Raw genomic sequence first — 20722 nt, 5'->3', positions numbered from 1 at the left:
GGACGCAATCAGCGTATCCCGAGCAAATCCAGAACCAGCGGCCACTGATCCAACAATGTCTGCGGTGAGATGAACCAGAGGCTCCAGAAGGCGACATGCAGACAGACGATGATCCAGTAGACCGCCTGATAGCTGGTCTTGACAGTCTTGTGACGCATGGTTTGCTGGGCGATATAGGCACCTGGCCAGCCGCCCAGGGCTTCGGCTAGATGGAGCGTGGATTCGGGGACACGCCATTGTCCACGAATGGCGCTCAATTTGTCGCGGGCGTACAGCAGAAAGGCCGCCAGACTGGCGGCTGGATAAGCGATCAATGGAATTGGACTGATGGGAAACAGCGTGATAGCGCCGGCGATACAGCCAAGCGCCAGCAGTGAGACGAACAGCGTTTTGGCGTCGAACTTCAGGGGCCTCAATGTCTCGTCCTGCCGCCTGTCGCGCCGTGCACCTTCCCGCTGTCGATCGCGCGCGCGGGATTCATGCGTGGAAAATGGCTGTCTGTTGTCCTCCCGTGCCGGTCGACGGCGACTGATTTCACCCGCAGGTTGGGGGCGGTCGATTCCAGGTACTGCATTGGCCAGGACCGCCTTGAGTACACGCGGCCCGCGTCCCTGTGGGTCATCGGTCGCACTGAAGATCAATCGGGTGCCAATATCCGGAACCGGGCGCATCGGCAAGGCGCTGATATGCACAAAGACATCTTTGCCGCCGTCGTTGGGCCGGATGAAACCGAAGCCCTTGGCATCGTCCCAGCGAACCAAAGTTCCTTCACGCAACGGGTTCCTGTCTGTTTGGAGATCCATGAACTGATGCCACCCTTGGAGTACGAGTCGATTGGATAAGTCTCGCTATTGTGCCGCTTCGCCGCTCAGTGGCCAATGTCGTTCGCCGCATGAGATCGCGAGGAGTGGGCGATGAGTCGCAAGCCGGTGTGTGATCGGCTGGATCGTCGGCTACTGGCAGCACCTTCGTCCATCCACGGCCAAGGCTGTTTCGCCCGAATCGGTTTCGAGCCGGGCGAGGCGATCGGCACGTTCGAGGGCGTGGAGGTCGCGGAGGACGGTCCCCATGTACTCTGGGTCTATGATCCCGAGCGCGGTCGCCTGACCGGCCGACGCGGAACCAATGTGCTGCGCTGGCTCAACCACAGCGATGATCCGAACGCCGAGTTCGACGGGTTCGAACTCTATGCGCGGCGGACGATCGCAGTCGGGAGTGAGATCACCATCGACTATGGCGCCGGATCATCATGACCGATCACCCTGCCTCCCTCGCGCCGCCACCCGCTGGCTATGCCGACTGGCTGGCCGAACTGAAAGGCCGTATCCACCACGCCCAGCAGCGTGCAGCGCTGGCGGTCAACCGCGAACTGGTGCGGCTCTATTGGCAGATCGGCCGCGATATTCTGGAGCGCCAGGCTCGCGAAGGCTGGGGCGCCAAAATCATCGACCGACTGGCCCAAGATCTGCGCAACGCCTTCCCGGACATGAAGGGCTTTTCACCGCGCAACCTCAAATACATGCGGGCCTTTGCCCAGGCATGGCCGGATGCCGAATTTGTGCAAGACGTGCTTGCACAATTACCTTGGTACCACCAGCTCGCCTTACTCGATAAGCTCGACGACACGCAGGCACGACGCTGGTATGCCGCGAAAGCCATCGAGCACAACTGGTCGCGCAATGTGCTGGTGATGCAGATCGAGACCAACGCCCGTGCCCGTTCCGGCCAAGCCATCACCAATTTCACCGAACGCCTGCCGGCGCCGCAATCCGATCTGGCTCGCGAATCGCTGAAGGATCCTTATCGCTTCGACTTCCTCGGTCTGACCGACGACGCTCAGGAGCGGGAGGTAGAGGGCGCGCTGGTGCGGCATGTCACCCAGTTCCTGCTGGAGCTGGGGGCTGGCTTCGCCTTCGTTGGCCGCCAGGTGCTGCTGGACGTGGGCGGCGACGAGTTCTTCATCGACCTGCTGTTCTACCACCTGAAACTGCGCTGCTATGTGGTCATCGAGCTCAAGGCCGGCAAGTTCAAGCCTGAACATCTCGGCCAACTGGGCTTTTATCTGACCGCTGTCGATCGCCAGATCAAAACCGAGCACGATGGCCCGACCATTGGTCTGCTGCTGTGCAAGAGCAAGAACGAGGTGGTTGCCGAGTACGCACTCAGCGACAAGACCCAGCCGATGGGCATTGCCGAATACAAATTGCTCGAATCCCTGCCTGCTGAACTGCGGACGGCACTGCCGAGCATCGAACAGATCGAGAGCGAACTGGGTGCACTCGATAATGCCGGCGAAGTCGAGTCCGAGTCGGATTAGCTTTCATGTGAACGGTTCAAACCCACGAGGTCACCGACATGCAGGAACGTCCCATCATCAAGACCGCCATCCCCAAGCGCCGCTATCAAGCCGGACGCCATGCCGCCTCGCTGCTCGGCGAGATCGAGAGCGGCGATGGTCGGAGCTATCGCTACATCTGCGCCTTCGTGGCCCAGGGTCAGGCCGAACCCGTGCTCTATGTCTGCTCCGAACAGACACCCCCGGCCGAACGGGCCGATGGCGCCTATCGCTTGCGGGTCGTGAGCGAGGCCATGACCGAGACACTCGACACCGACGACGGCTGGGGCGATCTCGACCGCTTCGCTGATCAGGCGCTCAAGGTCGGCGTCCAGATGCTGGGGCTGCCCGAGTCCGGTATCGTGCGGCTGCTTTGAGCAGCGTCCAGGACAGTGGATCTCTCCATGGTTTCAGGCCGCTCGGTCCAATGGCGCTTGAATGGCCCGCTTGCTCACGGAGAGGATTTCGAGTCCGACCAGATGGCCGTGCTCGTCATAATCGGCGAGGATGCCCGACTCGATCTCCTTCGTCGTCACCACATCAGCCGAGGAAATCTCAAAATAGGCGGCATCCGCTTGTGGATCGAACTCGAGTTTCATACGTCTTTGGCCTCATCGTCAAAGTAGGCAGTCACGATGACTACCGGCTCTCGTGTCTCATTGTAGATCACGCGCAGTACGCGAAAAGCGCGTTCGGGCACAGCATAGAGCGCATGTACCAGGCTTTCATCTTCAGCGTCGCTTTCGAGGCGGGCCGGATGATTCAGGGCCGCTCGAAGCCACTCGATCGAGATTCGCCGCCTGATGCAACGCTTTCTTGCATGGTCACTCAGCACGAATTCCATGCCGTCGGATCCGTCAATCACCGAGCAGATGATGGAAATTGGCCAGCCGCTCCGGCGCGATCAACCCATCCTCGACCGCCTGACGAATCGCGCAATCCGGCTCCTGATCGTGCCGACAATCGCCGAAGCGGCAGCGCCCCAGATGCGGCCGGAACTCGCGAAATCCCTGCTGGAGGTCGGCGCGGTCGATGTCCCCGAGCCGGAAACTGCGCACGCCCGGCGAGTCGATCAAAAACCCATCGCCGCTCAGACGATAGCAGGTCGCCGCCGAGGTGGTGTGACGCCCAAGTCCGGTCGCCTGCGACAGACGCCCGATCTGGATCTCCTGATCGGGCAGCAACCGCTTGACCAGCGACGACTTGCCCACGCCCGACTGGCCGACCAGCACACTGGTCTGCCCCGCCAGCTCGGCGACGAGCCCGCCGATCGACTCGGGTTCGAGCAAACTGATCCAGAAGGTCCGGTAGCCGATGGCGCCGTAATGGGCAAAGCGCGCCTGAAAGGCCGTGCGCTCCTCGGCCCCGGTCAGCAGATCCATCTTGTTGCCGACCAAAATCGCCTCGACACCGATGAGTTCGGCGGCGACCAGATACTGATCGATCAGATAGCCGCTCGGCTCCGGTTCCGGGGCGATGAGGATGGCGAGCCGCGTCAGATTGGCCGCGAGCGGCTTGTCGCGCCCGCTGTAGTCGGGTCGGCTCAGGGTGCTGATGCGCGGCAGGGTGGCTGTCACCACACCCTGGCCATCGGGCAGACGCTGCCAGACGACGCGATCACCGCACACCACATGCCCGATGTTCTGGCGCGCCAGACAGTGGATCAGATGGCCGTGCGCGTCCTCGACCGCCAGATTGGCGCCGTGTCGGACGACGACTCGTCCTTCCTCCGGCTCCAGCTCGTCGTCGAGTTCGGCCAGCGCCCGTTCGGGCCGCGCGGCGAGCCGTTCGCGGCGGCGTTCCTGGATGGCTTGAATGCGCTCGATCTGGCGCGCGGAGAGTCGTCGCTTGGCCACGGGGTCAGCCGACCCGGCCGGCGGCGCAGGGCCGAGGGTTCAAACCGCTCACGGCAGCGTGACCGGCGCCGGCGGCTGCCAGTCAGCGGCGCGATGCTCGGCGACCACCGTGGTATAGATGCCGCCGCGCACGTTGAATTCGGCGGTCAGGCGCATGAAGCGCGGTGCCGTGGCCTCGACCAGATCACCGAGAATGCGGTTGGTGACGGCCTCGTGGAAGGCGCCCTCGTCACGATAGGACCAGACATAGGTCTTGAGTGCCTTCAGCTCGACGCACTTCTGCTCGGGGACGTATTCGAGCATCAGCTCGGCGAAGTCCGGCTGGCCGGTCTTGGGGCAGAGACAGGTGAACTCGGGCACCCGGATGCGGATCGTATAGTCGCGCTCGGGCTGGGGATTGGGGAAGGTTTCGAGCGACTTGCTCGGGGCGCTGGGCATGAAGAGACTCTCCACTGAACTGACAGGAATAGGCCGAGCGTCGACTCGGTCGGCTGATTGGGCGCCTATTATATAATCTTTCGTCCCGCGTCTCGCCGGACGCGGTCGCTTTTCCAAAAACATGAGTTCAGACGGGGGACTTCCATTTCATGGACAACAGCAGTGAGTTGGCCCGCTTCAACATGATCCAGCAGCAGATCCGGCCCTGGGGCGTGCTCGACGACCGGGTGCTGGAGGTGATGGGCACGGTCGAGCGCGAGCGCTTCGTACCGGATGCCTATCGGGCGCTGGCCTATGCCGACATCGAGATCCCCAACGGCAACGGCACCCTCATGCTCGCGCCCAAGGTGGTCGGTCATCTGTTGCAGGCGCTCGCCGTCCAGCCGGGCGATCGGGCGCTGGAGATCGGCACGGGGTCGGGTTATGTCGCCGCCTGTCTGAGCCGGCTCGGTGCGCGCGTGATCAGTTTGGAGATCGACCCGATGCAGGCGGCCGAGGCGGCCGAGCGGCTCGAAACACTCAAGTTCGACTGGGTCGAGGTTCGCGAGGGGGATGGTCTGGCCGGACCCGTGAGCGGGGCGCCGTTCGACGCGATCGCCGTCAAGGGCTCGATGCCGACCGAGGACGCGCTGCCGATGCTGCGCGAGCAGCTGACCATCGGCGGACGGCTGTTCTGCATCCTGGGCACGGCGCCCGCGATGGAGTGTGTGTGCGTGACCCGCGTCGGGCGCCACGACTATCGGCGCGAGTCGCTGTTCGAGGTCGAGGTGGCGCCGCTGCGCAATGCGCCCGAGCCGGCTGGTTTCGAATTCTAGTCGTGGTTCGAGGCCCCGGATCTCCGGGGCCTCGACGTTCCGTCAGCCGCTGATCTCGGCCGTGGCACTCTGGCTCTCGCCCGTGTTGTCGGTCCAGGCGATCTCGATCGGATCACCGACGGCGCCGCCCTTGAACTTGAACGACAGATAGGGGTTCTTGGAGACGCCGCCGCTCCAGGACGTCTTCATCACCACGGCTCCCTTGACCTTGCACACTACTTCCCGGATGAAGTGCGCCGGGATGACTTCGTTGGTCTTGCTGTCCTTGCGCAGACCGGTCTCCATCGGGTGGCTCATCAGACACTTGACGGTCGTCTCGTCACCCTCGAGCTTGGCGCGGATCTTGATGTCGGACATCGTCTCGACTCCTCGTGTTCGTTATGTAGTCTTGGATACCTGAGAGGCGCGCGCGGCCGGTCAGCCGCCGCAGCCGCCGATCGTCACCTTGACGTTCTTGGCGTTCTTGTAGAGCTTGTCGCCGGCCTTGACCACGGCGATGACGTCGGCGGTCTCGGCCATCTTGATGCGGGTGGAGACGAAGGGGATCACGGACGGGTCGACGAATTCGAAGGAGGCGATCAGCGGGGTCTGGTTCTTGGACGCGATGATGCTGATGGAGGTGACGCCCTCCAGATCGGTCTCGACCGTCACCGGAACCACGGCGCCGTTTTCGGCGATGTCCGGCGCCTTGATCTTGATCCTGTCGCTGACTTCCGCCGAGTCGCTGCCGAGCAGGCCGGTCATGGCCGTCGGGATGTCCTTGGCCTGGAAGGCGGCCGCGTTCCAGTCGGCGAAGGCGCGCGGCGCCATCAGTCCGGCGCCGACGACCGCTCCGGCGGCCAGCGAGCCTTTGACGAGTGTCCGGCGTTTGGCATCGATCATGATTTATCTCCTCTCTTGTCTTTGCGTTTGGCTTCGCGTTCTTCTTCTTTCCAGATTTCGAGCCGCGCCTGGATGCGCGCCGCCTCATGGTAGGGGAGGTCGCGCTGACGCAGTGCGATCTCGAGCTGACGGATCGCCGGCTCGCGGTCGCCCTCGGCATAGAGCTTCTCGGCGCGGAAACGGTGGGTCGCTGCCTGATTGCCCGCGCGAAAGGCCGCCTGCTCCAGCCTATCGTACAACATGGGGTTGCCGGGACGCAGCCGCGCGACCGTGGTCAGCTCGTCGATGGCCGGTGCGGGCCGCCCAGCCTTCATCAGCGCCTCGGCATAGGCCACGCGCAGCGGCCAATGGCTCGGCGACAGACCCACGGCCTGCCCCAGATGACGCACGGCACGCTCGACCTGCCCCTGTTCGAGATCGAGCCGGGCCTCCAGGACGATGAACTCGGGCAGGCTGGAGTGCGATTTCATGGCCGTGGCCAGGGCCGCGCGTGCGGCGTCGAACTGACCCGCGCGCGTCAGAGCCAGCGCATAGCCATAGTGTTCGGCGACGGCATTGCGATGCCGGCCTTCGCGCAATGTGTCGCGGAAATGGGCGACGGCCTGTTCCGGGCGTTTGTAGGAGCGTTCGCGCAGGGCCGCGCGTGCGAGTTGGAAGCGCAGACTGTCGGGGCGCTGCTGGGCGCCGAAGTCGTCGGCCCGGCCGAGCGCCTCGGCGATACGGTTGGCGTTGACCGGATGGGTGCGCAGGAACTCAGGGGCGTTGTTCTCGTAGACACGGCTGGACTTCGACAGCCGCTCGAAGAAACCGGCCATGGCATAGGGATCGAAGCCCGCCTTGTCCAGGGTCGTGATGCCCAGCCGGTCGGCCTCGTGTTCGTTCTCGCGCGTGAAGTTGATCTGGCGTTGCAGGGCGGCGGCCTGGACGCCGAGCATCGCGGCGGCTCCAGCGTCGGCCGAGACTTGGGCGCCGAGGATGGCGGCGGCGACCATCAGGGCCATGGTCGGGACGGTCATCTTGCTCTGATCTTCCAGTCCGCGCAGCAGATGGCGCTGAGTGACGTGCGCGATCTCGTGGGCCATGACGGCGGCCAGCTCGCTCTCGGTCTCGGCGGCCAGGATGAGTCCGGCATAGACGCCGATGTTGCCGCCCGGTCCGGCGAAGGCATTGATCACCGACTGGTCGATGACGAAGAAGTTGAAGCGGCCCGTGGCGTCGCGGTCGGCGGCGACCAGGGTGTTGCCGAGCGATTCGATGTAGTCGGTCAGCAGCGGGTCGTCGAGGACCGGCAGGGACTCACGGACGCTTCGCATGAAGGCCTGACCCAGACGCGCCTCGGCGCCCGTGGTCATGAGCGTGTCGGCCGAACTGCCCATGTCGGGGAGACGGTAGTCCTGGGCCTGGAGCTGGGGCAGACCGGCCAGCAGCAGGGCGCCGAAGGCGATCAGTGGCCGTATCGAGCGGGGTCGGGGGGCTGTCCGTTTCGTCATGGATTCTCAGTTGAGCTGGATGCGTTGTCCCCAAGGCACTGTGGCGCGGCCCTTGACCAGCCAGATCACCGGATAGGACGGCTCGCGCTCGGGGAATTCGCCCTGGGCATCGGTGAAGTAAACCAGCAGATCGGGGTGTCTGTCCTGGCGGTCGATCCAGTCGAACACGGGGCTGAAGCTGGTTCCGCCGCCTCCCTGTAGACGTTCAGGGCGCGTGAAGGTTTCCCAGGGTTCGAACTGGAAGGGCGCTCCGGGCGCCAGCGCACGATCACAGGGCAGCAGGGTGATACGCGCGCGGATCTGGCCCTTGAGCGCGTCGATCTCCTGGATGAACTCGCTCAGCTCGCCGTCCTGGATCGAACCCGAGGTGTCGATCGCCACCGCCAGCTCGGCCTGCTGACCGCGCAGTCCCGGCAGGATGAAATCACCTTCGCGACGCGAGGGACGCTGATAACTGTAGTCCTCGCACGCGATCGCCGTCAGATGACGCGCCAGCAGCATCCGCCAGGGCAGGCTGGGCTGGAGCAGATGGTCGATCTGACGTGCCAGCTCGCCGCCGAGCTTGCCGGCCTGGAGCGCCTGCTGAGCCGCGCCGGCCAGTCGCTGACGCCATTGTACGGCCAGTCGCTCGCGTTCGTCCGGGGTCAGTGGCGCGGGCGGTTCATGGGAATCGGGACGCAGCGGCTCTTCGGTCTGTGGTGTCGACGTGTCTGATTCGGCCTCCGACGTCTGGGACTTGCCGGCGTGCGTTTGGCTGGACGAACTCGGCGGCTTCGGCTGATGTCCCGCCTGACTCTCGGACTCGGCGCGCGACGGCGAGCGTTGCCGACGTTGGCGTTCGTCATCGATATCGCGTTCGTTCAGCCCGGACTGGCTGCCGCCCTGACGCTGGTCGCGGTCATAGGCATGGGTGTCGAGCGTCTCCGAGTCGTCCCGTTCGTCGATGAGCGGATAGATCTCCTCGGCGGTCAGTCCCCGGTAGAGCGGCATCACCAGGGCGTTCGGCGGCGGTGTCAGGCCGTCCTCGATCAGCAGCGGGTTGATCGCATAGTCACAGGCCAGATCCCAGCGATGACGCTGACGATGACCGCGCCGCGCGAAATGCGACAGCGCGCAGTGCAACGCCTCGTGGGCGAGCATGAACTGGGTCTGCTCCAGGCTCAGTGCATCGATGTAGGCCGGATTGTAATAGAAGGCGCGCGCATCCGTGGCCGTGGTGCGGCACCAATCACCCGTGGCCGCGCACAGCGGCAGACGCAGCACCAGGGCGCCGAGAAAGGGCTTGTCCAGGATCAGCCGGGTGCGCGCCGCCGTGAGCTTGGTCTCGATGGCGACCGGATCGGGCGCGGTCGAAGGCAACGTCTCAGGCATGGAGCATCACATCCGCGACCGACTGCGCCCAGCCGGCGAAGGCCGGCGCCTCGAACAGCCGTCCGCCGATCGCCCGGTGCAGGTCCGAGACCAGCATCACGCCCATCTCGCGCTCGGGGAAGCGTCCGGCGTAATCGAGGATATGGCCGATGACCGCCTGTCCGTCCGGCGTGTCGAGCGCGCGGATCGCCCGTCCGACCAGCGCGGCGGCGACGGCGTACTGGAGGTCGATCTCACGCGGCACGGAGACCGGCTCTCCGCGCGTGATGGCGTCGAGATCCGGCATCTGGTCGAGGTTGGCGACGAAGGCGCTCAGCTCGATTCCGGCCGCCGGTCCCACGCAGGCTTGCAGCGCGCCCGGCAGGAGATCGGGCGCATCGGCGAACTTTCTGAGCGCGCGATGGGCAAACTCCCAGGAGCGCGGCGAGGGGAAAGCAACCGGATTGTGCGCGGGATCGAAGTCGAACAGCAACTCGGGCCGAAAGCGCAGAAAGGCGATGACCCGTTCGTCGATCCCGCTCGCATAGGCCCAGGCCGCCCAGTCGTCGAGATGGGTCTCGACCTTGAAGTGCGAGAAGCGGTTGGCGAGCGGCGCGGGCATACTGTAGGTCACGCCGCGATCGCCCTGGCGGTTGCCGGCGGCAAAGATCGCCCAGCCGTTCGGGACGCGGTACTCGCCGAGCCGCCGATCGAGGATCAACTGATAGGCCGCCGCCGAGACCACGGGCGGCGCCGAGGTGATCTCGTCGAGAAAGAGCACGCCGTTTGGTCCGTGACGCTCGACGTCCGGCAGCATGGCGGGCACGGCCCATTCGACCCGTTCCCCCTGGCGGAAGGGGATGCCGCGCAGATCGCTCGGCTCCATCTGCGACAGCCGGATGTCGATCACAGGCACGGCATGGCGCGCGGCGATCTGGGCCACCATCTGTGACTTGCCCACGCCCGGCGGTCCCCAGAGCATCACGGGCGTGTGGTGGCCGTCGGCCGTGCTGAGGAATTCGCGATCCAGAACGCGGAGCAGTTGGGCGGGGCGCATGATGGGGCCGAGTCCTCCGGTCGGGCAGGGTATGGATTCCAGCCAAGATGCGTGCACTGTCGGCGCTTCGCAAGTCCGGGCGTTGCGGTCGATACCGGAACCGGGCGCGGTGCGCCATTCATCCAAGCATACTTGTCGCCTATTAGAAAAACGCTGTATTCTTATCCCCCTTCTCGTCCCCGTGATCGCGCCCCGTGCTCGGGCGGCGTTCCGTCCGAGAGTTGTAGCGAGAGAGGACAAGGCGGCCACGACCGGTGACGATCGGCCCGCCTCATAACGAAATCGAGTTGGCGAAGTCCCCCGACGACTGAGCCCTCACCCAATGAAATTGCTCGGAGACCGGAAATGAATCAGTTCTACTACGATGCCGTCACCAAGATGGAACAGCTGGGCGTCGACGACGAGTACATCCAGGGTTGGCAGTGTGGTTTCCTGCAGAACCCCAAGCGTGAGGAGCAACGCCTCACCGAAGCCTATGAAGCCGGTTACAGCGACGGCGAAGAGAAGACCACCGACAACTTCGAGCAGTGGGTCACGGCCTGATTGCCGTCCGGCTTTCCCGTTCGACCCTCCCGCGTCCAGAGCCACGCCGACCATATGCGCGGCGCCCCTTGGCGGGGCGCGGTTTCATTCAAGACTCCAGATCCTTACAACGCCGCGATCTTTGCGCGCTGTGATTGCAGATTGGCGATCGCCGCCGCGTGATCGGCGAGCTTGGCCCGCTCCTTGTCGACCACCGCCGCCGGGGCCTTGTCGACGAAGGCCGGATTGGCGAGCTTGGCCTCGGTGCGGGCGATGTCGTCGGTCAGACGCGCGATCTCCTTGTCCAGACGTTTCAATTCAGCGTCCTTGTCGATCAGGCCCGCCATCGGGATCAGGATCTTCATCGATCCGACCAGCGCAATCGCTGACTCCGGGGCTTGAGCTTCGTCGTCGAGCACCGTGATCGACTCGGTGCGGGCGAGGAAATCGAGATAGGGCCGTGCCGTCTCCAGCCAGCAGCGTTCCTGTTCGGTCGCGTCGACGACCAGGATCGGCAGCGGCTTTCCGGGAGCGATGTTCATCTCGCCCTTGATGCGCCGGATGCCGAGGATGCACTGCTTGACCCAGTCGATCTCGCCGACGGCCTGCGCGTCCTCAGCGGACGGATCGCGCGCGGGGTAGGGCGCCAGCATGAGGGTGTCGCCCTCGACTCCGGCGAGCGGCCGTACCTTCTGCCAGATCTCCTCGGTGATAAACGGCATGATCGGATGGGCCAGACGCAGCAGAGTCTCCAACGTCCGAACCAGGGTGCGGCGGGTGCCGCGCTTGGCCGCATCCGAAGACTGCGCGCCGGTCAGCACCGGCTTGGACAGCTCCAGATACCAGTCGCAGAACTCGTTCCAGGTGAAGTCGTAGATCGCCTGCGCGGCCAGATCGAAGCGGTAGACGTCGATGGACTCGGTGACGGTGCCGATGGTGCGGTCGAGTTCGGCGCGAATCCAGCGATCCGCCGCGCTCAGTTCGACCGGCTCAGACCCCAGGCCGCAGTCCTGCCCCTCGGTATTCATCAGCACATAGCGCGAGGCGTTCCAGAGCTTGTTGCAGAAGTTGCGATAGCCCTCGGTGCGTCCTAGGTCGAACTTGATGTCGCGTCCGGTGGTGGCGAGCGCGGCGAAGGTGAAGCGTAGCGCGTCGGTGCCGAACGCCGGGATGCCGTCGGGGAAGTCCTTGCGCGTGTCTCGGGTGATCTTCTCGGCCAGATGCGGCTGCATCATGCCCTTGGTGCGCTTCTCGACCAGGGATTCCAGGTCGATGCCGTCGATCAGATCGATGGGGTCGAGGACGTTGCCCTTGGACTTGGACATCTTGTCGCCGTTCTTGTCGCGCACCAGTCCGTGGATGTAGACCTCGCGGAAGGGCACGTCGCCCATGAACTTCAGCCCCATCATGATCATCCGCGCGACCCAGAAGAAGATGATGTCGAAGCCCGTCACCAGCACCGAGGTCGGATAGAAGGTCTTGAGTCGCTCGGTGTCTTCCGGCCAGCCGAGGGTACTGAAGGGCCAGAGTGCGGAGCTGAACCAGGTGTCGAGCACGTCCTCGTCCTGGCGCAGTTCGACCTCGGGGCCGAAGTCGTGTTTGGCGCGCACTTCGTCCTCGGAGCGTCCGACATAGACGTTGCCTTCGCTGTCGTACCAGGCCGGGATGCGATGGCCCCACCAGATCTGGCGGCTGATGCACCAGTCCTGGATGTTGCGCATCCACTCGAAATAGGTGTTCTTCCAGTTGTCGGGGACGAAGCGGATGTCGCCGTTCTCGACGGCGGCGATGGCCGGCTCGGCGAGCGGGGCGACGCGCACGTACCACTGGTCGGTCAGATAGGGTTCGATGACCGCGCCCGAGCGGTCGCCACGCGGTTGCTGGAGGCGGTGATCCTTGACGGCGGCCAGGAGTCCGGCGGCTTCGAGATCGGCGACGATGCGCTTGCGGGCTTCGTAGCGGTCGAGTCCGATATAGGCCGCCGGCAGCAACTGGCCTTCTTCCGGTTCGTTGGCGCGGATGGCGGCGTCGGGCGTGAAGATGTTGATCAGACCGCCGTGCGGCTGTTCGGCGATGGCGGTCTCGTCGCGATGGCGCAGCCAGACCTGATGGTCGTTGAAGTCGTGCGCCGGGGTGATCTTGACGCAGCCGGTGCCGAACTCGGGATCGGCGTGCTCGTCGGCGACGATGGGGATGCGTCGTCCGGTCAGCGGCAGCTCGACGAAGGCGCCGATCAGGTGTTTATACCGCTCATCTTCCGGGTTCACCGCTACCGCGCAGTCGCCGAGCATGGTCTCGGGGCGGGTGGTGGAGACGACCAGATATTGCGGGCCGGCAGCGCCCGGCGGCTGGACGATGGGATAGCGCATCTCCCACATGAAGCCGCTCTCTTCCTCCGACAGCACTTCGAGATCCGACACCGCTGTGTGCAGCACCGGATCCCAGTTCACCAGTCGCTTGCCGCGATAGATCAGGCCTTCCTCGTAGAGCCGCACGAAGACTTCGCGCACGGCCTCCGAGAGACCCTCGTCCATGGTGAAGCGCTCGTGCGCCCAGTCGAGCGAGGCGCCCATGCGGCGCAACTGGCGGGTGATGGCGCCGCCGGATTCGGCCTTCCACTCCCAGATGCGCTCGATGAAGGCGTCGCGTCCGTAGTCGTGGCGGGTCTTGCCCTCAGCCTCGATCAGGCGCTCGACGACCATTTGCGTCGCGATGCCGGCGTGGTCGGTGCCGGCCTGCCAGAGTGTCCGCTCGCCCTTCATACGGTGATAGCGCGTCAGGGCATCCATGATGGTGTCCTGGAAAGCGTGGCCCATGTGCAGGCTGCCGGTGACGTTCGGCGGCGGGATCATGATGCAGTAGGCGCTGTTGCCGGCGTCGCTCGCGGCCGGGACGAAATGGCCGCGTTCCTCCCAGTGGCGGTACCAGTGGGCTTCCAGGGTCTGTGGGTCGTAGTTCTTGTCCAGCATGGTGCTCAGGCTCGTGGTCGGACAGAGGGCGAAAACGAAACAGTATAACTCGCTCCGCCAAGGGTGAATCGGTCTTGCCGCGAACGCTTCGAACCGTCTTGATGACGCTAGCGGGCTTCGGTTAATCTGCACGGTCCCCAATCACCCGCGCTGGCTCGCCCCAATGGCGCGGCCGAGGCTTTAATTCATGTGTGGAATCGTCGGAATCGTCGGCCAGGCTCCGGTCAACCAATCACTCTATGACGCGCTGCTCGTCCTGCAGCATCGCGGCCAGGACGCGGCCGGGATCGTCACCTGCGAAGGCGGCAGACTCCATCTGCGCAAGGACAATGGTCTGGCGCGCGACGTGTTCCAAGCCGAGCACATGATCCGCCTGCGTGGCGACATGGGTGTGGGGCACGTGCGCTATCCGACCGCCGGAGCCTCCAGCTCGGCCGAGGCCCAGCCCTTCTACGTCAACTCGCCCCACGGCATCGTACTGGCCCACAACGGCAATCTGACCAATGCCGAGGAACTCAAGCGTGACCTGATCGTCGAGGATCTGCGTCATCTCAACACCGAGTCCGATTCCGAGATCCTGCTCAACATCCTCGCCCACGAGTTGCAGATCCAGGGCCGGTTGCGCATCGACGAACAGGACATCTTCCGCGCCGTGGCCGGTGTGCACCGGCGCTGTCGCGGCGGCTACGCGGCCGTGGCCATGATCCCCGGCTTCGGTGTCTTCGCCTTCCGCGATCCTCACGGCATTCGACCGCTGGTCTATGGCCGGCGCGAGACGCCCGAGGGGGCCGAGTACATGATCGCCTCAGAGAGCGTCGCGCTCGACACCAGCGGCTTCGAGCTGGTGTCCGATGTCGCACCGGGCGAGACGGTGCTGATCACGCTCGACGGTCAGCTCCACACTCGTCAGTGCGCCGCCAATCCGGTGCTCTCGCCCTGCATCTTCGAGTTCGTCTACTTCGCCCGTCCCGATTCCATCATCGACAACATCTCGGTGCACAAGGCGCGCTCGCGCATGGGCAAGAAGCTGGCGGCCAAGATCAAGCGCGAGTGGCCCAACCACGACATCGATGTGGTGATCCCGATTCCGGACACCAGCCGCACCGCCGCGCTGCAACTGGCCAATCAACTCGGCGTTCATTATGCCGAGGGTTTCATCAAGAACCGCTACATCGGCCGCACCTTCATCATGCCGGGCCAGAAGGTACGCAAGCGCTCGGTGCGCCAGAAGCTCAACGCCATCGATCTTGAGTTCCGCAAGAAGAACGTGCTGCTGGTCGACGACTCCATCGTGCGCGGCACCACCTCGCAGCAGATCATCCAGATGGCGCGTGATGCCGGCGCCAACCGGGTCTATTTCGCCTCGGCCTCGCCGCCGGTGCGTTTCCCCAACGTCTATGGCATCGACATGCCGGCGGCCAGCGAGCTGATCGCCCATGGCCGCACCGAGGACGAGGTGGCGCGCGAGCTGGGTACGGACCGGCTGATCTTCCAGGATCTGGAGGATCTCATCGACGCGGTGCAGAAAAAGGGCAAGTCGCACGTCGACCGCTTCGACACCTCGGTGTTCGACGGTCAGTATGTGACGGGCGACGTGACGCCCGAGTACCTCCAGGCGCTCGAAGATCGCCGTAACGATGGCGCCAAGGAGCAGCGCGCCGCCCGCAGCGAGAGCATCCTTGACCTCCACAACTCCAACTGATCCGCTGCCGGACGACTGGGATGGCGCGGAGGACGCGCCCGGATTCGCCACGCGCGCCATCCGCGTCGGCCATCGGCGCACCGAGGAGAACGAGCACAGCGAGCCGATCTTCGCCACCTCCAGTTTTGTCTTCGCCAGTGCCGCCGAGGCCGCCGCGCGCTTCGGCGGCGAGCAGGCCGGCAACATCTATTCGCGTTTCACCAACCCCACGGTGCGTGCCTTCGAAGAGCGGCTGGCGGCGCTGGAGGGCGGCGAGTCCTGCGTGGCCACGGCCTCGGGCATGGCGGCGATCCTGGCCGTCTGCATGGGGCTGCTCAAGACGGGCGACCGGATCCTGGCGGCACGCAGTCTGTTCGGCAGCACCACCATGCTGTTCGACAAATATCTGGCGCGGTTCGGCATCCGGACCGACTATGTGCCGCTGAGCGATCTGTCGGCCTGGGAGGCGGCGCTGGAGCGCGACGGCGAGCGGCGCACGCGGCTGCTCTTCTGCGAGACGCCATCCAATCCGCTCACCGAGATGGTCGATCTGCGCCAACTGGCCGCGCTCGCCCATCGGCATGGAGCGTTGCTGGCGGTCGACAACTGTTTCTGCACCCCGGCGCTTCAACGTCCGCTCGAACTCGGCGCCGACATCGTGGTGCACTCGGCGACCAAGTATCTCGATGGCCAGGGGCGCTGTGTCGGCGGGGCCGTGGTGGGGGACCGCAAGCAGGTCGGCGAGGAGGTCTACGGCGTGCTGCGCACCGCCGGCCCGACCCTGAGTCCCTTCAATGCCTGGGTCTTTCTCAAGGGACTGGAGACGCTGGAATTGCGGATGCTGGCTCAGTCGCGTGCCGCGGCGGAGCTGGCCGAATGGTTGCAGAGGCAGCCGGCGGTCGAGCGCGTCCATTATCCGGGACTGGCGAACCATCCGCAGCACCATCTGGTCGGGTCGCAGCAACGCACCGGCGGGGCGATCGTCGCCTTCGAGGTGCGCGGCGCTCGCGAGGCGGCCTGGCGGGTGATCGATGCGACGCGACTGCTGTCGATCACCGCCAATCTGGGCGACGTCAAGACCACCATCACCCATCCGGCGACCACCACCCACGGTCGTCTCACGCCCGAGCAGCGCGCCGAGGCCGGGATCGGCGAGGGTCTGATCCGGTTGGCGGTCGGCCTGGAGGATCTGGCCGACATCCGGGTCGATCTGGCGCGCGGACTGAGCGGCTCGAATCAGGATGTTTGCGCCTAGCCGGCGATATGGACTAACGCCGCCGCAGTGAGAAACCGGCGATCACCACCGCCAGCGCGACCACGGCGACCACCAGGGTCGCGAGCGCATTGATCTGGGGCGAGACGCCCATGCGCACGCTCGAATAGATCACCATCGGCAGCGTGGTCGAGCCGGGGCCGGAGACGAAGCTGGCGATGACCAAGTCGTCGAGCGATAGGGTGAAGGCCAAGAGCCACCCGGAGAGCAGTGCCGGGGCGATCAGCGGCAGGGTGATGCGCCGATAGACCGTCAGCGGACGCGCGCCCAAATCCATCGCCGCTTCCTCCAGCGAGGCGTCCATCCGCGCCAGACGCGAGCGCACCACCACGGCGACATAGGCCAGACTGAAGGTGATGTGGGCGATGGTGATGGTGCTGAAACCGCGTCCGTCCGGCCAGCCGATGGTCTGTTGCAGCGCGACGAACAGCAACAGCATCGACAGACCGATGATGACGTCCGGCATCACCAGCGGCGCGGTCAGCAGCAGCTCCAGTCCGGTGCGGCCGCGAAAGCGTCCGTGACGCACCAGGGCATTGGCCGCCAGCGTACCCAGTACCAGGGCAATGGTGGCATTGACGGCGGCGATGCGCACGCTCAACCAGGCGGCATCCAGCAGTTGCCGGTTGTGCAGCAGCTCGCCGTACCACTTGAACGAGAAGCCCGACCAGACCGTCACCAGCCGTGATTCGTTGAACGAATAGAGGATGAGCAGCAGGATCGGCACATAGAGAAAGGCATAGCCGAAGGCCAGCACGCTCAATAGCGGCCAGGAGCGTCGTTTCATGTCCGCCCGTCCTCGTCGTTCTGTTGCAGGCGCTGCATGAGCACGAAGGGCACCACCAGCACCGCGAGCAGCACGATCGCCAGCGCCGAGGCCAGCGGCCAGTCCTTGTTGGCGAAGAACTCGGTCCACATCAGTTTGCCGATCATCAGACTCCCCGGACTGCCGAGCAGATCCGGGATCACGAATTCACCGACCACCGGGATGAACACCAGCATGCTGCCGGCGACGATCCCCGGCATCGACAGCGGCAGGGTCACGCGCGTGAAGGCCCGAAACGGCCGACAACCGAGATCCGCCGCCGCTTCCAGCAGGGTCGGGTCGAGCCGGGTCAGATTGGCATAGAGCGGCAGGATCATGAACGGCAGATAGGAATAGATCACGCCGATATAGACGGCCGTCTGGGTGTGCAGGATCTTCAGCGGCGTGTCGATGACCCCGAGCTGGAGCAGAAAATTGTTGAGCAGCCCATTGGCGTTCAGCAGCCCGATCCAGGCATAGACCCGGATCAGGAACGAGGTCCAGAACGGCAGGATGATGAGCATCAGCAGCGGAATGCGCCGCCGCTCGGGCGCGGTGGCAATGGCATAGGCCATCGGGTAGCCGAGCAGCAGACAGCCGAGCGTACCCATCAGAGCCACCCAGAGCGAGTTGAGCAGGGCGGCGAGATAGATGTCGTCCTCGCGGATCAACTGGAAGTTGCCCAGATTGAGGCGGATTTGCAGGATGCCCTGTTCGACCCACTCCCAGAGCGCGGTGTAGGGCGGCTGGGCCAGCTGCGGCTCGGCCAGACTGATGCGCAGCACGATGACAAAGGGCAAGAGGAAGAACAGCCCCAGCCACAGATAGGGCAGGCCGATGTTGACCAGTCGGCTCAGGCGGTGTTCGTCGCTGGCGTGTCGAGGCTTCATGGACGGGCGCTCAGTCGGTCAGAACCACGCCGCTGGTCGGCGACCATTCGACCCAGACCTCCTGCTCCCAGGTCAGGGCCTGCTCGGTGCGCGGCTGGATGTTGGTCAGGGTCATCTCGACCAGGGTGCCGCCGCCAGTGCGAATCCGGTAGATGGACACGTCGCCGAGATAGGCGATGTCCTCGACCACGCCCTGGAGCCGGTTGACGCCGTCATCGCTCGGTGTCTGGCACAGACGCAGCTTCTCGGGCCGGATCGCCACTACCGCCGGGGTGCCGATCGGATGCGGCTGGAGACTGCGCATCCGCATCAGTCCGCCGAACTGGGCCTCGATCAGGACGTCGTCGCCCTGGATCGCGACGATCTTGCCCTCGAACAGATTGACCGAGCCAATGAACTCGGCCACGAAGCGGCTGTTGGGGAACTCGTAGATCGCCGTCGGCGTGTCGACCTGCATGATCTGGCCAGCGTCCATGACCGCGATGCGACTCGACATGGTCATGGCCTCTTCCTGATCGTGGGTGACGGTGACGAAGGTGATGCCGAGACGCTCCTGGAGGTTGACCAGCTCGAACTGGGTGTTCTCGCGCAGGCGCTTGTCGAGCGCGCCGAGCGGTTCGTCGAGCAGCAGCAGCTTGGGATGCTTGGCGAGGCTTCGCGCGAGTGCGACACGCTGGCGCTGACCGCCCGAGAGCTGATCCGGTCGGCGTTTGCGCAGTTCGGTGATCCGGAGCAGGTCGAGCATCTCGCCGACGCGCTCGGCACGCTCGCGGCGCGGCAACCGATCCTGTTTCAGCCCGAACTCGATGTTCTGCTCCACCGTCATGTGCGGAAAGAGCGCGTAGGACTGGAACATCATGTTCACCGGCCGCGAGTAGGGCGGCACGTCGGTGACATCCACGCCGTCGATATAGATGCGCCCGCTGGTCGGATACTCCAGACCGGCCAGCAGTCGCAGCAGGGTCGACTTGCCGCAGCCCGAACTGCCCAGGAGCGAGAAGAACTCGCCCTGGAAGATGTTCAGACTGACATCGTCGACGGCATAGACATCGCCGAACTGCTTGGTGACGCGGTCGATGCGCACATAGGGCGCGGCCTTGGGATCCTGCCAGGATTCCAGCGGACGGCGATCGGAGGGACTGGGCACGCAAGGACTCGCCGGCTTACTGGTTGGACTTCAGGCGTGTCCACAACCGATTGAGGTTGCGGATCTCGCGCTCACTGCGCTCATCGGGCGTGAACAGCCGCGCCCGGACTTCAGCCGGCGGATAGATGCCGGGATCGTCGCGCAGCTCGGCCTCGATCAGGGGCGTGGCCGCCTGATTTGGGTTGGCGTAATAGACATAGTCCGAGACATCGGCGATCACCTCGGGGTCGAGCAGATAGGCGATCAGCGCCTGAGCGGCTTCCGGGTTGGGCGCATCCTTGGGGATGGCCATGACATCGGTCCAGAGCACGGCGCCCTCACGCGGAATGCGATAGGCGACCGTCACGCCCTTGTCGGCCTCCTCGGCCCGCTCGCGCGCCTGGAGCACATCGCCCGAATAGCCATGGGCCACGCAGGTGGCGCCATTGGCCAGGTCGCTGATGTATTGCGACGAATGGAAGTAGCGGATGTGCGGACGCACGGCCTTGATCAGCTCGGCGGCGGCGTCCAGATCCTCGGGCGCCTGACTGTTGGGATTCTTGCCCAGATAGGCCAGGGCGGCGGCGAACACCTCGGTGGGGTCGTCGAGCAGGCTGATGCCGCAGCCGGCGAGCTTCGATGCCTTCTCGGGATCGAAGATCAGCGCCCAGGTATCGAGCGGGGCGTCCTCGCCGAGCGCGGCGCGGACCTTGTCGGGATTGACGCCGATTCCGGTGGTCCCCCACAGATAGGGCACCAGATGGGCATTGCCCGGATCGATCTTGGCCAGACTGGCCATGATGGCCGGATCGAGCTGGTCCAAGCCAGGGAGCCGGGACTTGTCGAGCGGCAGGTAGAGTCCGGCCTTGACGTGACGCGCGGCGAAGGGATGCGCGGTCGGGAACACCAGATCATAGCCGCTCGCGCCGGCCAGTAGCTTGGCCTCCAGCACCTCGTTGGAGTCGTAGAGGTCGAGCACGGGGCGGATGCCGGTGCGTTCCTGGAAGCCGGAGAGCGTATCCTCGGCGAAGTAGTCGTTCCAGTTGTAGACATGGACCTGCTCCTCGGCCAGCGCGGTGGCGCCGACGGTCAGCAGGAACAGGGACAGCAGCAGACGCGGGGTTTTGGTGGCTTGACTGGACAATGGATGCTCCTCGCGACGAATCGGGGATGAGATCACAGGGCGCGCGGGGAGGAGAGCGCCCGAACCGGCGGCAATGCTAACGCATGGCG

22 protein-coding genes and 1 pseudogene are annotated in these 20722 nt (G+C 64.9%); 7 read left to right on the top strand and 16 right to left on the bottom strand.

Translation table 11 applies throughout. The features are described from left to right. Positions 1-8: 8 nt before the first annotated feature. Positions 9-416 (bottom strand): DUF1294 domain-containing protein, encoded by a 408-nt coding sequence (locus HW932_RS21890; protein WP_246296846.1) that lies wholly within the window; start codon positions 414-416, stop codon positions 9-11. 261 nt (positions 417-677) lie between these two features. Then, positions 678-803 (bottom strand): annotated as a pseudogene (locus HW932_RS21885) (cold-shock protein); the annotation flags it as partial. A 111-nt stretch (positions 804-914) separates the two neighbouring features. On the opposite strand from HW932_RS21885, the gene HW932_RS14240 reads away from it, so the two are divergent. The 3 genes from HW932_RS14240 to HW932_RS14230 are packed head-to-tail and all read left to right on the top strand — an operon-like array spanning position 915 to position 2712. Further along, a complete protein-coding gene (locus HW932_RS14240; RefSeq protein WP_176977148.1) occupies positions 915-1253 on the top strand; it encodes an SET domain-containing protein in 339 nt (112 codons plus the stop codon). Next, positions 1250-2317, top strand: a complete 1068-nt coding sequence (locus HW932_RS14235; protein WP_176977147.1) for a PDDEXK nuclease domain-containing protein — start codon at positions 1250-1252, stop codon at positions 2315-2317. The genes HW932_RS14240 and HW932_RS14235 overlap by 4 nt, the downstream gene beginning before the upstream one ends. A gap of 38 nt (positions 2318-2355) precedes the next feature. Continuing rightward, positions 2356-2712, top strand: coding sequence for a hypothetical protein (locus tag HW932_RS14230; protein WP_176977146.1), 357 nt, complete (start codon positions 2356-2358; stop codon positions 2710-2712). A 33-nt stretch (positions 2713-2745) separates the two neighbouring features. On the opposite strand, the gene HW932_RS14225 is transcribed toward HW932_RS14230, so the two are convergent. From HW932_RS14225 to queF, 4 genes are read right to left on the bottom strand one after another with little or no spacing between them, the layout of a single operon-like run. Then, positions 2746-2934: a DUF2283 domain-containing protein gene (locus HW932_RS14225; RefSeq protein WP_176977145.1), complete on the bottom strand. Its 189-nt coding sequence runs from the start codon at positions 2932-2934 to the stop codon at positions 2746-2748. Then, complete coding sequence (locus HW932_RS14220) at positions 2931-3179, bottom strand: DUF4258 domain-containing protein (protein ID WP_176977144.1); 249 nt, start codon at positions 3177-3179, stop codon at positions 2931-2933. Before HW932_RS14220 ends, HW932_RS14225 begins: the two co-directional genes overlap by 4 nt. Before the next feature lie 13 nt (positions 3180-3192). Further along, on the bottom strand, positions 3193-4191 hold the full coding sequence (rsgA, locus tag HW932_RS14215; protein WP_176977143.1) for a ribosome small subunit-dependent GTPase A: 999 nt from the start codon (positions 4189-4191) through the stop codon (positions 3193-3195). 48 nt (positions 4192-4239) lie between these two features. After that, positions 4240-4629, bottom strand: coding sequence for a preQ(1) synthase (queF, locus tag HW932_RS14210; RefSeq protein WP_176977142.1), 390 nt, complete (start codon positions 4627-4629; stop codon positions 4240-4242). Positions 4630-4778: 149 nt separating this feature from the next. Here queF and HW932_RS14205 point away from each other — a divergent pair, with 149 nt between their 5' ends. Continuing rightward, a complete protein-coding gene (locus HW932_RS14205; RefSeq protein ID WP_176977141.1) occupies positions 4779-5444 on the top strand; it encodes a protein-L-isoaspartate O-methyltransferase family protein in 666 nt (221 codons plus the stop codon). A 42-nt stretch (positions 5445-5486) separates the two neighbouring features. Here HW932_RS14205 and soxZ read toward each other — a convergent pair whose 3' ends face one another. Genes soxZ through HW932_RS14180 form a run of 5 tightly spaced genes read right to left on the bottom strand, consistent with a single transcriptional unit; the run spans position 5487 to position 10223 of the window. Further along, complete coding sequence (gene soxZ / locus HW932_RS14200; protein ID WP_012971306.1) at positions 5487-5801, bottom strand: thiosulfate oxidation carrier complex protein SoxZ; 315 nt, start codon at positions 5799-5801, stop codon at positions 5487-5489. 60 nt (positions 5802-5861) lie between these two features. Then, a complete protein-coding gene (gene soxY / locus HW932_RS14195) occupies positions 5862-6326 on the bottom strand; it encodes a thiosulfate oxidation carrier protein SoxY (protein WP_176977140.1) in 465 nt (154 codons plus the stop codon). Further along, positions 6323-7816, bottom strand: a complete 1494-nt coding sequence (locus HW932_RS14190; RefSeq protein WP_176977139.1) for a beta-barrel assembly-enhancing protease — start codon at positions 7814-7816, stop codon at positions 6323-6325. The genes soxY and HW932_RS14190 overlap by 4 nt, the downstream gene beginning before the upstream one ends. Positions 7817-7822: 6 nt before the next feature. Then, entirely contained in the window at positions 7823-9187 is a 1365-nt protein-coding gene (locus HW932_RS14185) for a vWA domain-containing protein (protein ID WP_176977138.1), read from the bottom strand. Continuing rightward, positions 9180-10223 (bottom strand): AAA family ATPase, encoded by a 1044-nt coding sequence (locus HW932_RS14180; RefSeq protein WP_176977137.1) that lies wholly within the window; start codon positions 10221-10223, stop codon positions 9180-9182. The genes HW932_RS14185 and HW932_RS14180 overlap by 8 nt, the downstream gene beginning before the upstream one ends. Positions 10224-10568: 345 nt before the next feature. Between HW932_RS14180 and HW932_RS14175 the strand changes: the two genes are divergently transcribed. After that, a complete protein-coding gene (locus tag HW932_RS14175; protein ID WP_176977136.1) occupies positions 10569-10766 on the top strand; it encodes an Alvin_2107 family globule sulfur oxidation protein in 198 nt (65 codons plus the stop codon). A 104-nt stretch (positions 10767-10870) separates the two neighbouring features. Here HW932_RS14175 and HW932_RS14170 read toward each other — a convergent pair whose 3' ends face one another. After that, positions 10871-13714, bottom strand: a complete 2844-nt coding sequence (locus HW932_RS14170; RefSeq protein WP_176977135.1) for a valine--tRNA ligase — start codon at positions 13712-13714, stop codon at positions 10871-10873. Positions 13715-13901: 187 nt separating this feature from the next. On the opposite strand from HW932_RS14170, the gene purF reads away from it, so the two are divergent. Both purF and HW932_RS14160 read left to right on the top strand, forming a co-directional pair. Further along, positions 13902-15416: an amidophosphoribosyltransferase gene (purF, locus tag HW932_RS14165; RefSeq protein WP_176977134.1), complete on the top strand. Its 1515-nt coding sequence runs from the start codon at positions 13902-13904 to the stop codon at positions 15414-15416. Further along, positions 15394-16650 carry an O-succinylhomoserine sulfhydrylase gene (locus HW932_RS14160; protein WP_176977133.1) on the top strand — a complete coding sequence of 419 codons (1257 nt, stop codon included), beginning with the start codon at positions 15394-15396 and terminating at the stop codon, positions 16648-16650. The genes purF and HW932_RS14160 overlap by 23 nt, the downstream gene beginning before the upstream one ends. Positions 16651-16663: 13 nt before the next feature. Here HW932_RS14160 and HW932_RS14155 read toward each other — a convergent pair whose 3' ends face one another. From HW932_RS14155 to HW932_RS14140, 4 genes are read right to left on the bottom strand one after another with little or no spacing between them, the layout of a single operon-like run. Then, positions 16664-17455 carry an ABC transporter permease subunit gene (locus tag HW932_RS14155; RefSeq protein ID WP_176977132.1) on the bottom strand — a complete coding sequence of 264 codons (792 nt, stop codon included), beginning with the start codon at positions 17453-17455 and terminating at the stop codon, positions 16664-16666. Further along, the gene (locus tag HW932_RS14150; RefSeq protein WP_176977131.1) at positions 17452-18363 is read right to left on the bottom strand and encodes an ABC transporter permease subunit; all 912 of its coding nucleotides are present in this window, start codon (positions 18361-18363) and stop codon (positions 17452-17454) included. The genes HW932_RS14155 and HW932_RS14150 overlap by 4 nt, the downstream gene beginning before the upstream one ends. A gap of 10 nt (positions 18364-18373) precedes the next feature. Further along, on the bottom strand, positions 18374-19510 hold the full coding sequence (locus HW932_RS14145; RefSeq protein ID WP_176977130.1) for a polyamine ABC transporter ATP-binding protein: 1137 nt from the start codon (positions 19508-19510) through the stop codon (positions 18374-18376). 16 nt (positions 19511-19526) lie between these two features. Beyond that, positions 19527-20633: a polyamine ABC transporter substrate-binding protein gene (locus tag HW932_RS14140; RefSeq protein ID WP_176977129.1), complete on the bottom strand. Its 1107-nt coding sequence runs from the start codon at positions 20631-20633 to the stop codon at positions 19527-19529. Positions 20634-20722 lie beyond the last annotated feature (89 nt).

This window comes from Allochromatium humboldtianum (assembly GCF_013385175.1).
In the GTDB taxonomy this organism is placed as follows: domain Bacteria; phylum Pseudomonadota; class Gammaproteobacteria; order Chromatiales; family Chromatiaceae; genus Thermochromatium; species Thermochromatium humboldtianum.
This window is presented reverse-complemented; position numbering and strand designations above follow the sequence as displayed.

Excerpts from the sequence above, each read along its gene's own strand:
- HW932_RS14240 (WP_176977148.1), top strand. The coding sequence starts at position 915 with ATGAGTCGCAAGCCGGTGTGTGATCGGCTGGATCGTCGGCTACTGGCA.
- HW932_RS14235 (WP_176977147.1), top strand. The coding sequence starts at position 1,250 with ATGACCGATCACCCTGCCTCCCTCGCGCCGCCACCCGCTGGCTATGCC.
- HW932_RS14230 (WP_176977146.1), top strand. The coding sequence starts at position 2,356 with ATGCAGGAACGTCCCATCATCAAGACCGCCATCCCCAAGCGCCGCTAT.
- HW932_RS14225 (WP_176977145.1), bottom strand. The coding sequence starts at position 2,934 with ATGAAACTCGAGTTCGATCCACAAGCGGATGCCGCCTATTTTGAGATT.
- HW932_RS14220 (WP_176977144.1), bottom strand. The coding sequence starts at position 3,179 with ATGGAATTCGTGCTGAGTGACCATGCAAGAAAGCGTTGCATCAGGCGG.
- queF (WP_176977142.1), bottom strand. The coding sequence starts at position 4,629 with ATGCCCAGCGCCCCGAGCAAGTCGCTCGAAACCTTCCCCAATCCCCAG.
- HW932_RS14205 (WP_176977141.1), top strand. The coding sequence starts at position 4,779 with ATGGACAACAGCAGTGAGTTGGCCCGCTTCAACATGATCCAGCAGCAG.
- soxZ (WP_012971306.1), bottom strand. The coding sequence starts at position 5,801 with ATGTCCGACATCAAGATCCGCGCCAAGCTCGAGGGTGACGAGACGACC.
- soxY (WP_176977140.1), bottom strand. The coding sequence starts at position 6,326 with ATGATCGATGCCAAACGCCGGACACTCGTCAAAGGCTCGCTGGCCGCC.
- HW932_RS14190 (WP_176977139.1), bottom strand. The coding sequence starts at position 7,816 with ATGACGAAACGGACAGCCCCCCGACCCCGCTCGATACGGCCACTGATC.
- HW932_RS14185 (WP_176977138.1), bottom strand. The coding sequence starts at position 9,187 with ATGCCTGAGACGTTGCCTTCGACCGCGCCCGATCCGGTCGCCATCGAG.
- HW932_RS14180 (WP_176977137.1), bottom strand. The coding sequence starts at position 10,223 with ATGCGCCCCGCCCAACTGCTCCGCGTTCTGGATCGCGAATTCCTCAGC.
- HW932_RS14175 (WP_176977136.1), top strand. The coding sequence starts at position 10,569 with ATGAATCAGTTCTACTACGATGCCGTCACCAAGATGGAACAGCTGGGC.
- HW932_RS14170 (WP_176977135.1), bottom strand. The coding sequence starts at position 13,714 with ATGCTGGACAAGAACTACGACCCACAGACCCTGGAAGCCCACTGGTAC.
- purF (WP_176977134.1), top strand. The coding sequence starts at position 13,902 with ATGTGTGGAATCGTCGGAATCGTCGGCCAGGCTCCGGTCAACCAATCA.
- HW932_RS14155 (WP_176977132.1), bottom strand. The coding sequence starts at position 17,455 with ATGAAACGACGCTCCTGGCCGCTATTGAGCGTGCTGGCCTTCGGCTAT.
- HW932_RS14150 (WP_176977131.1), bottom strand. The coding sequence starts at position 18,363 with ATGAAGCCTCGACACGCCAGCGACGAACACCGCCTGAGCCGACTGGTC.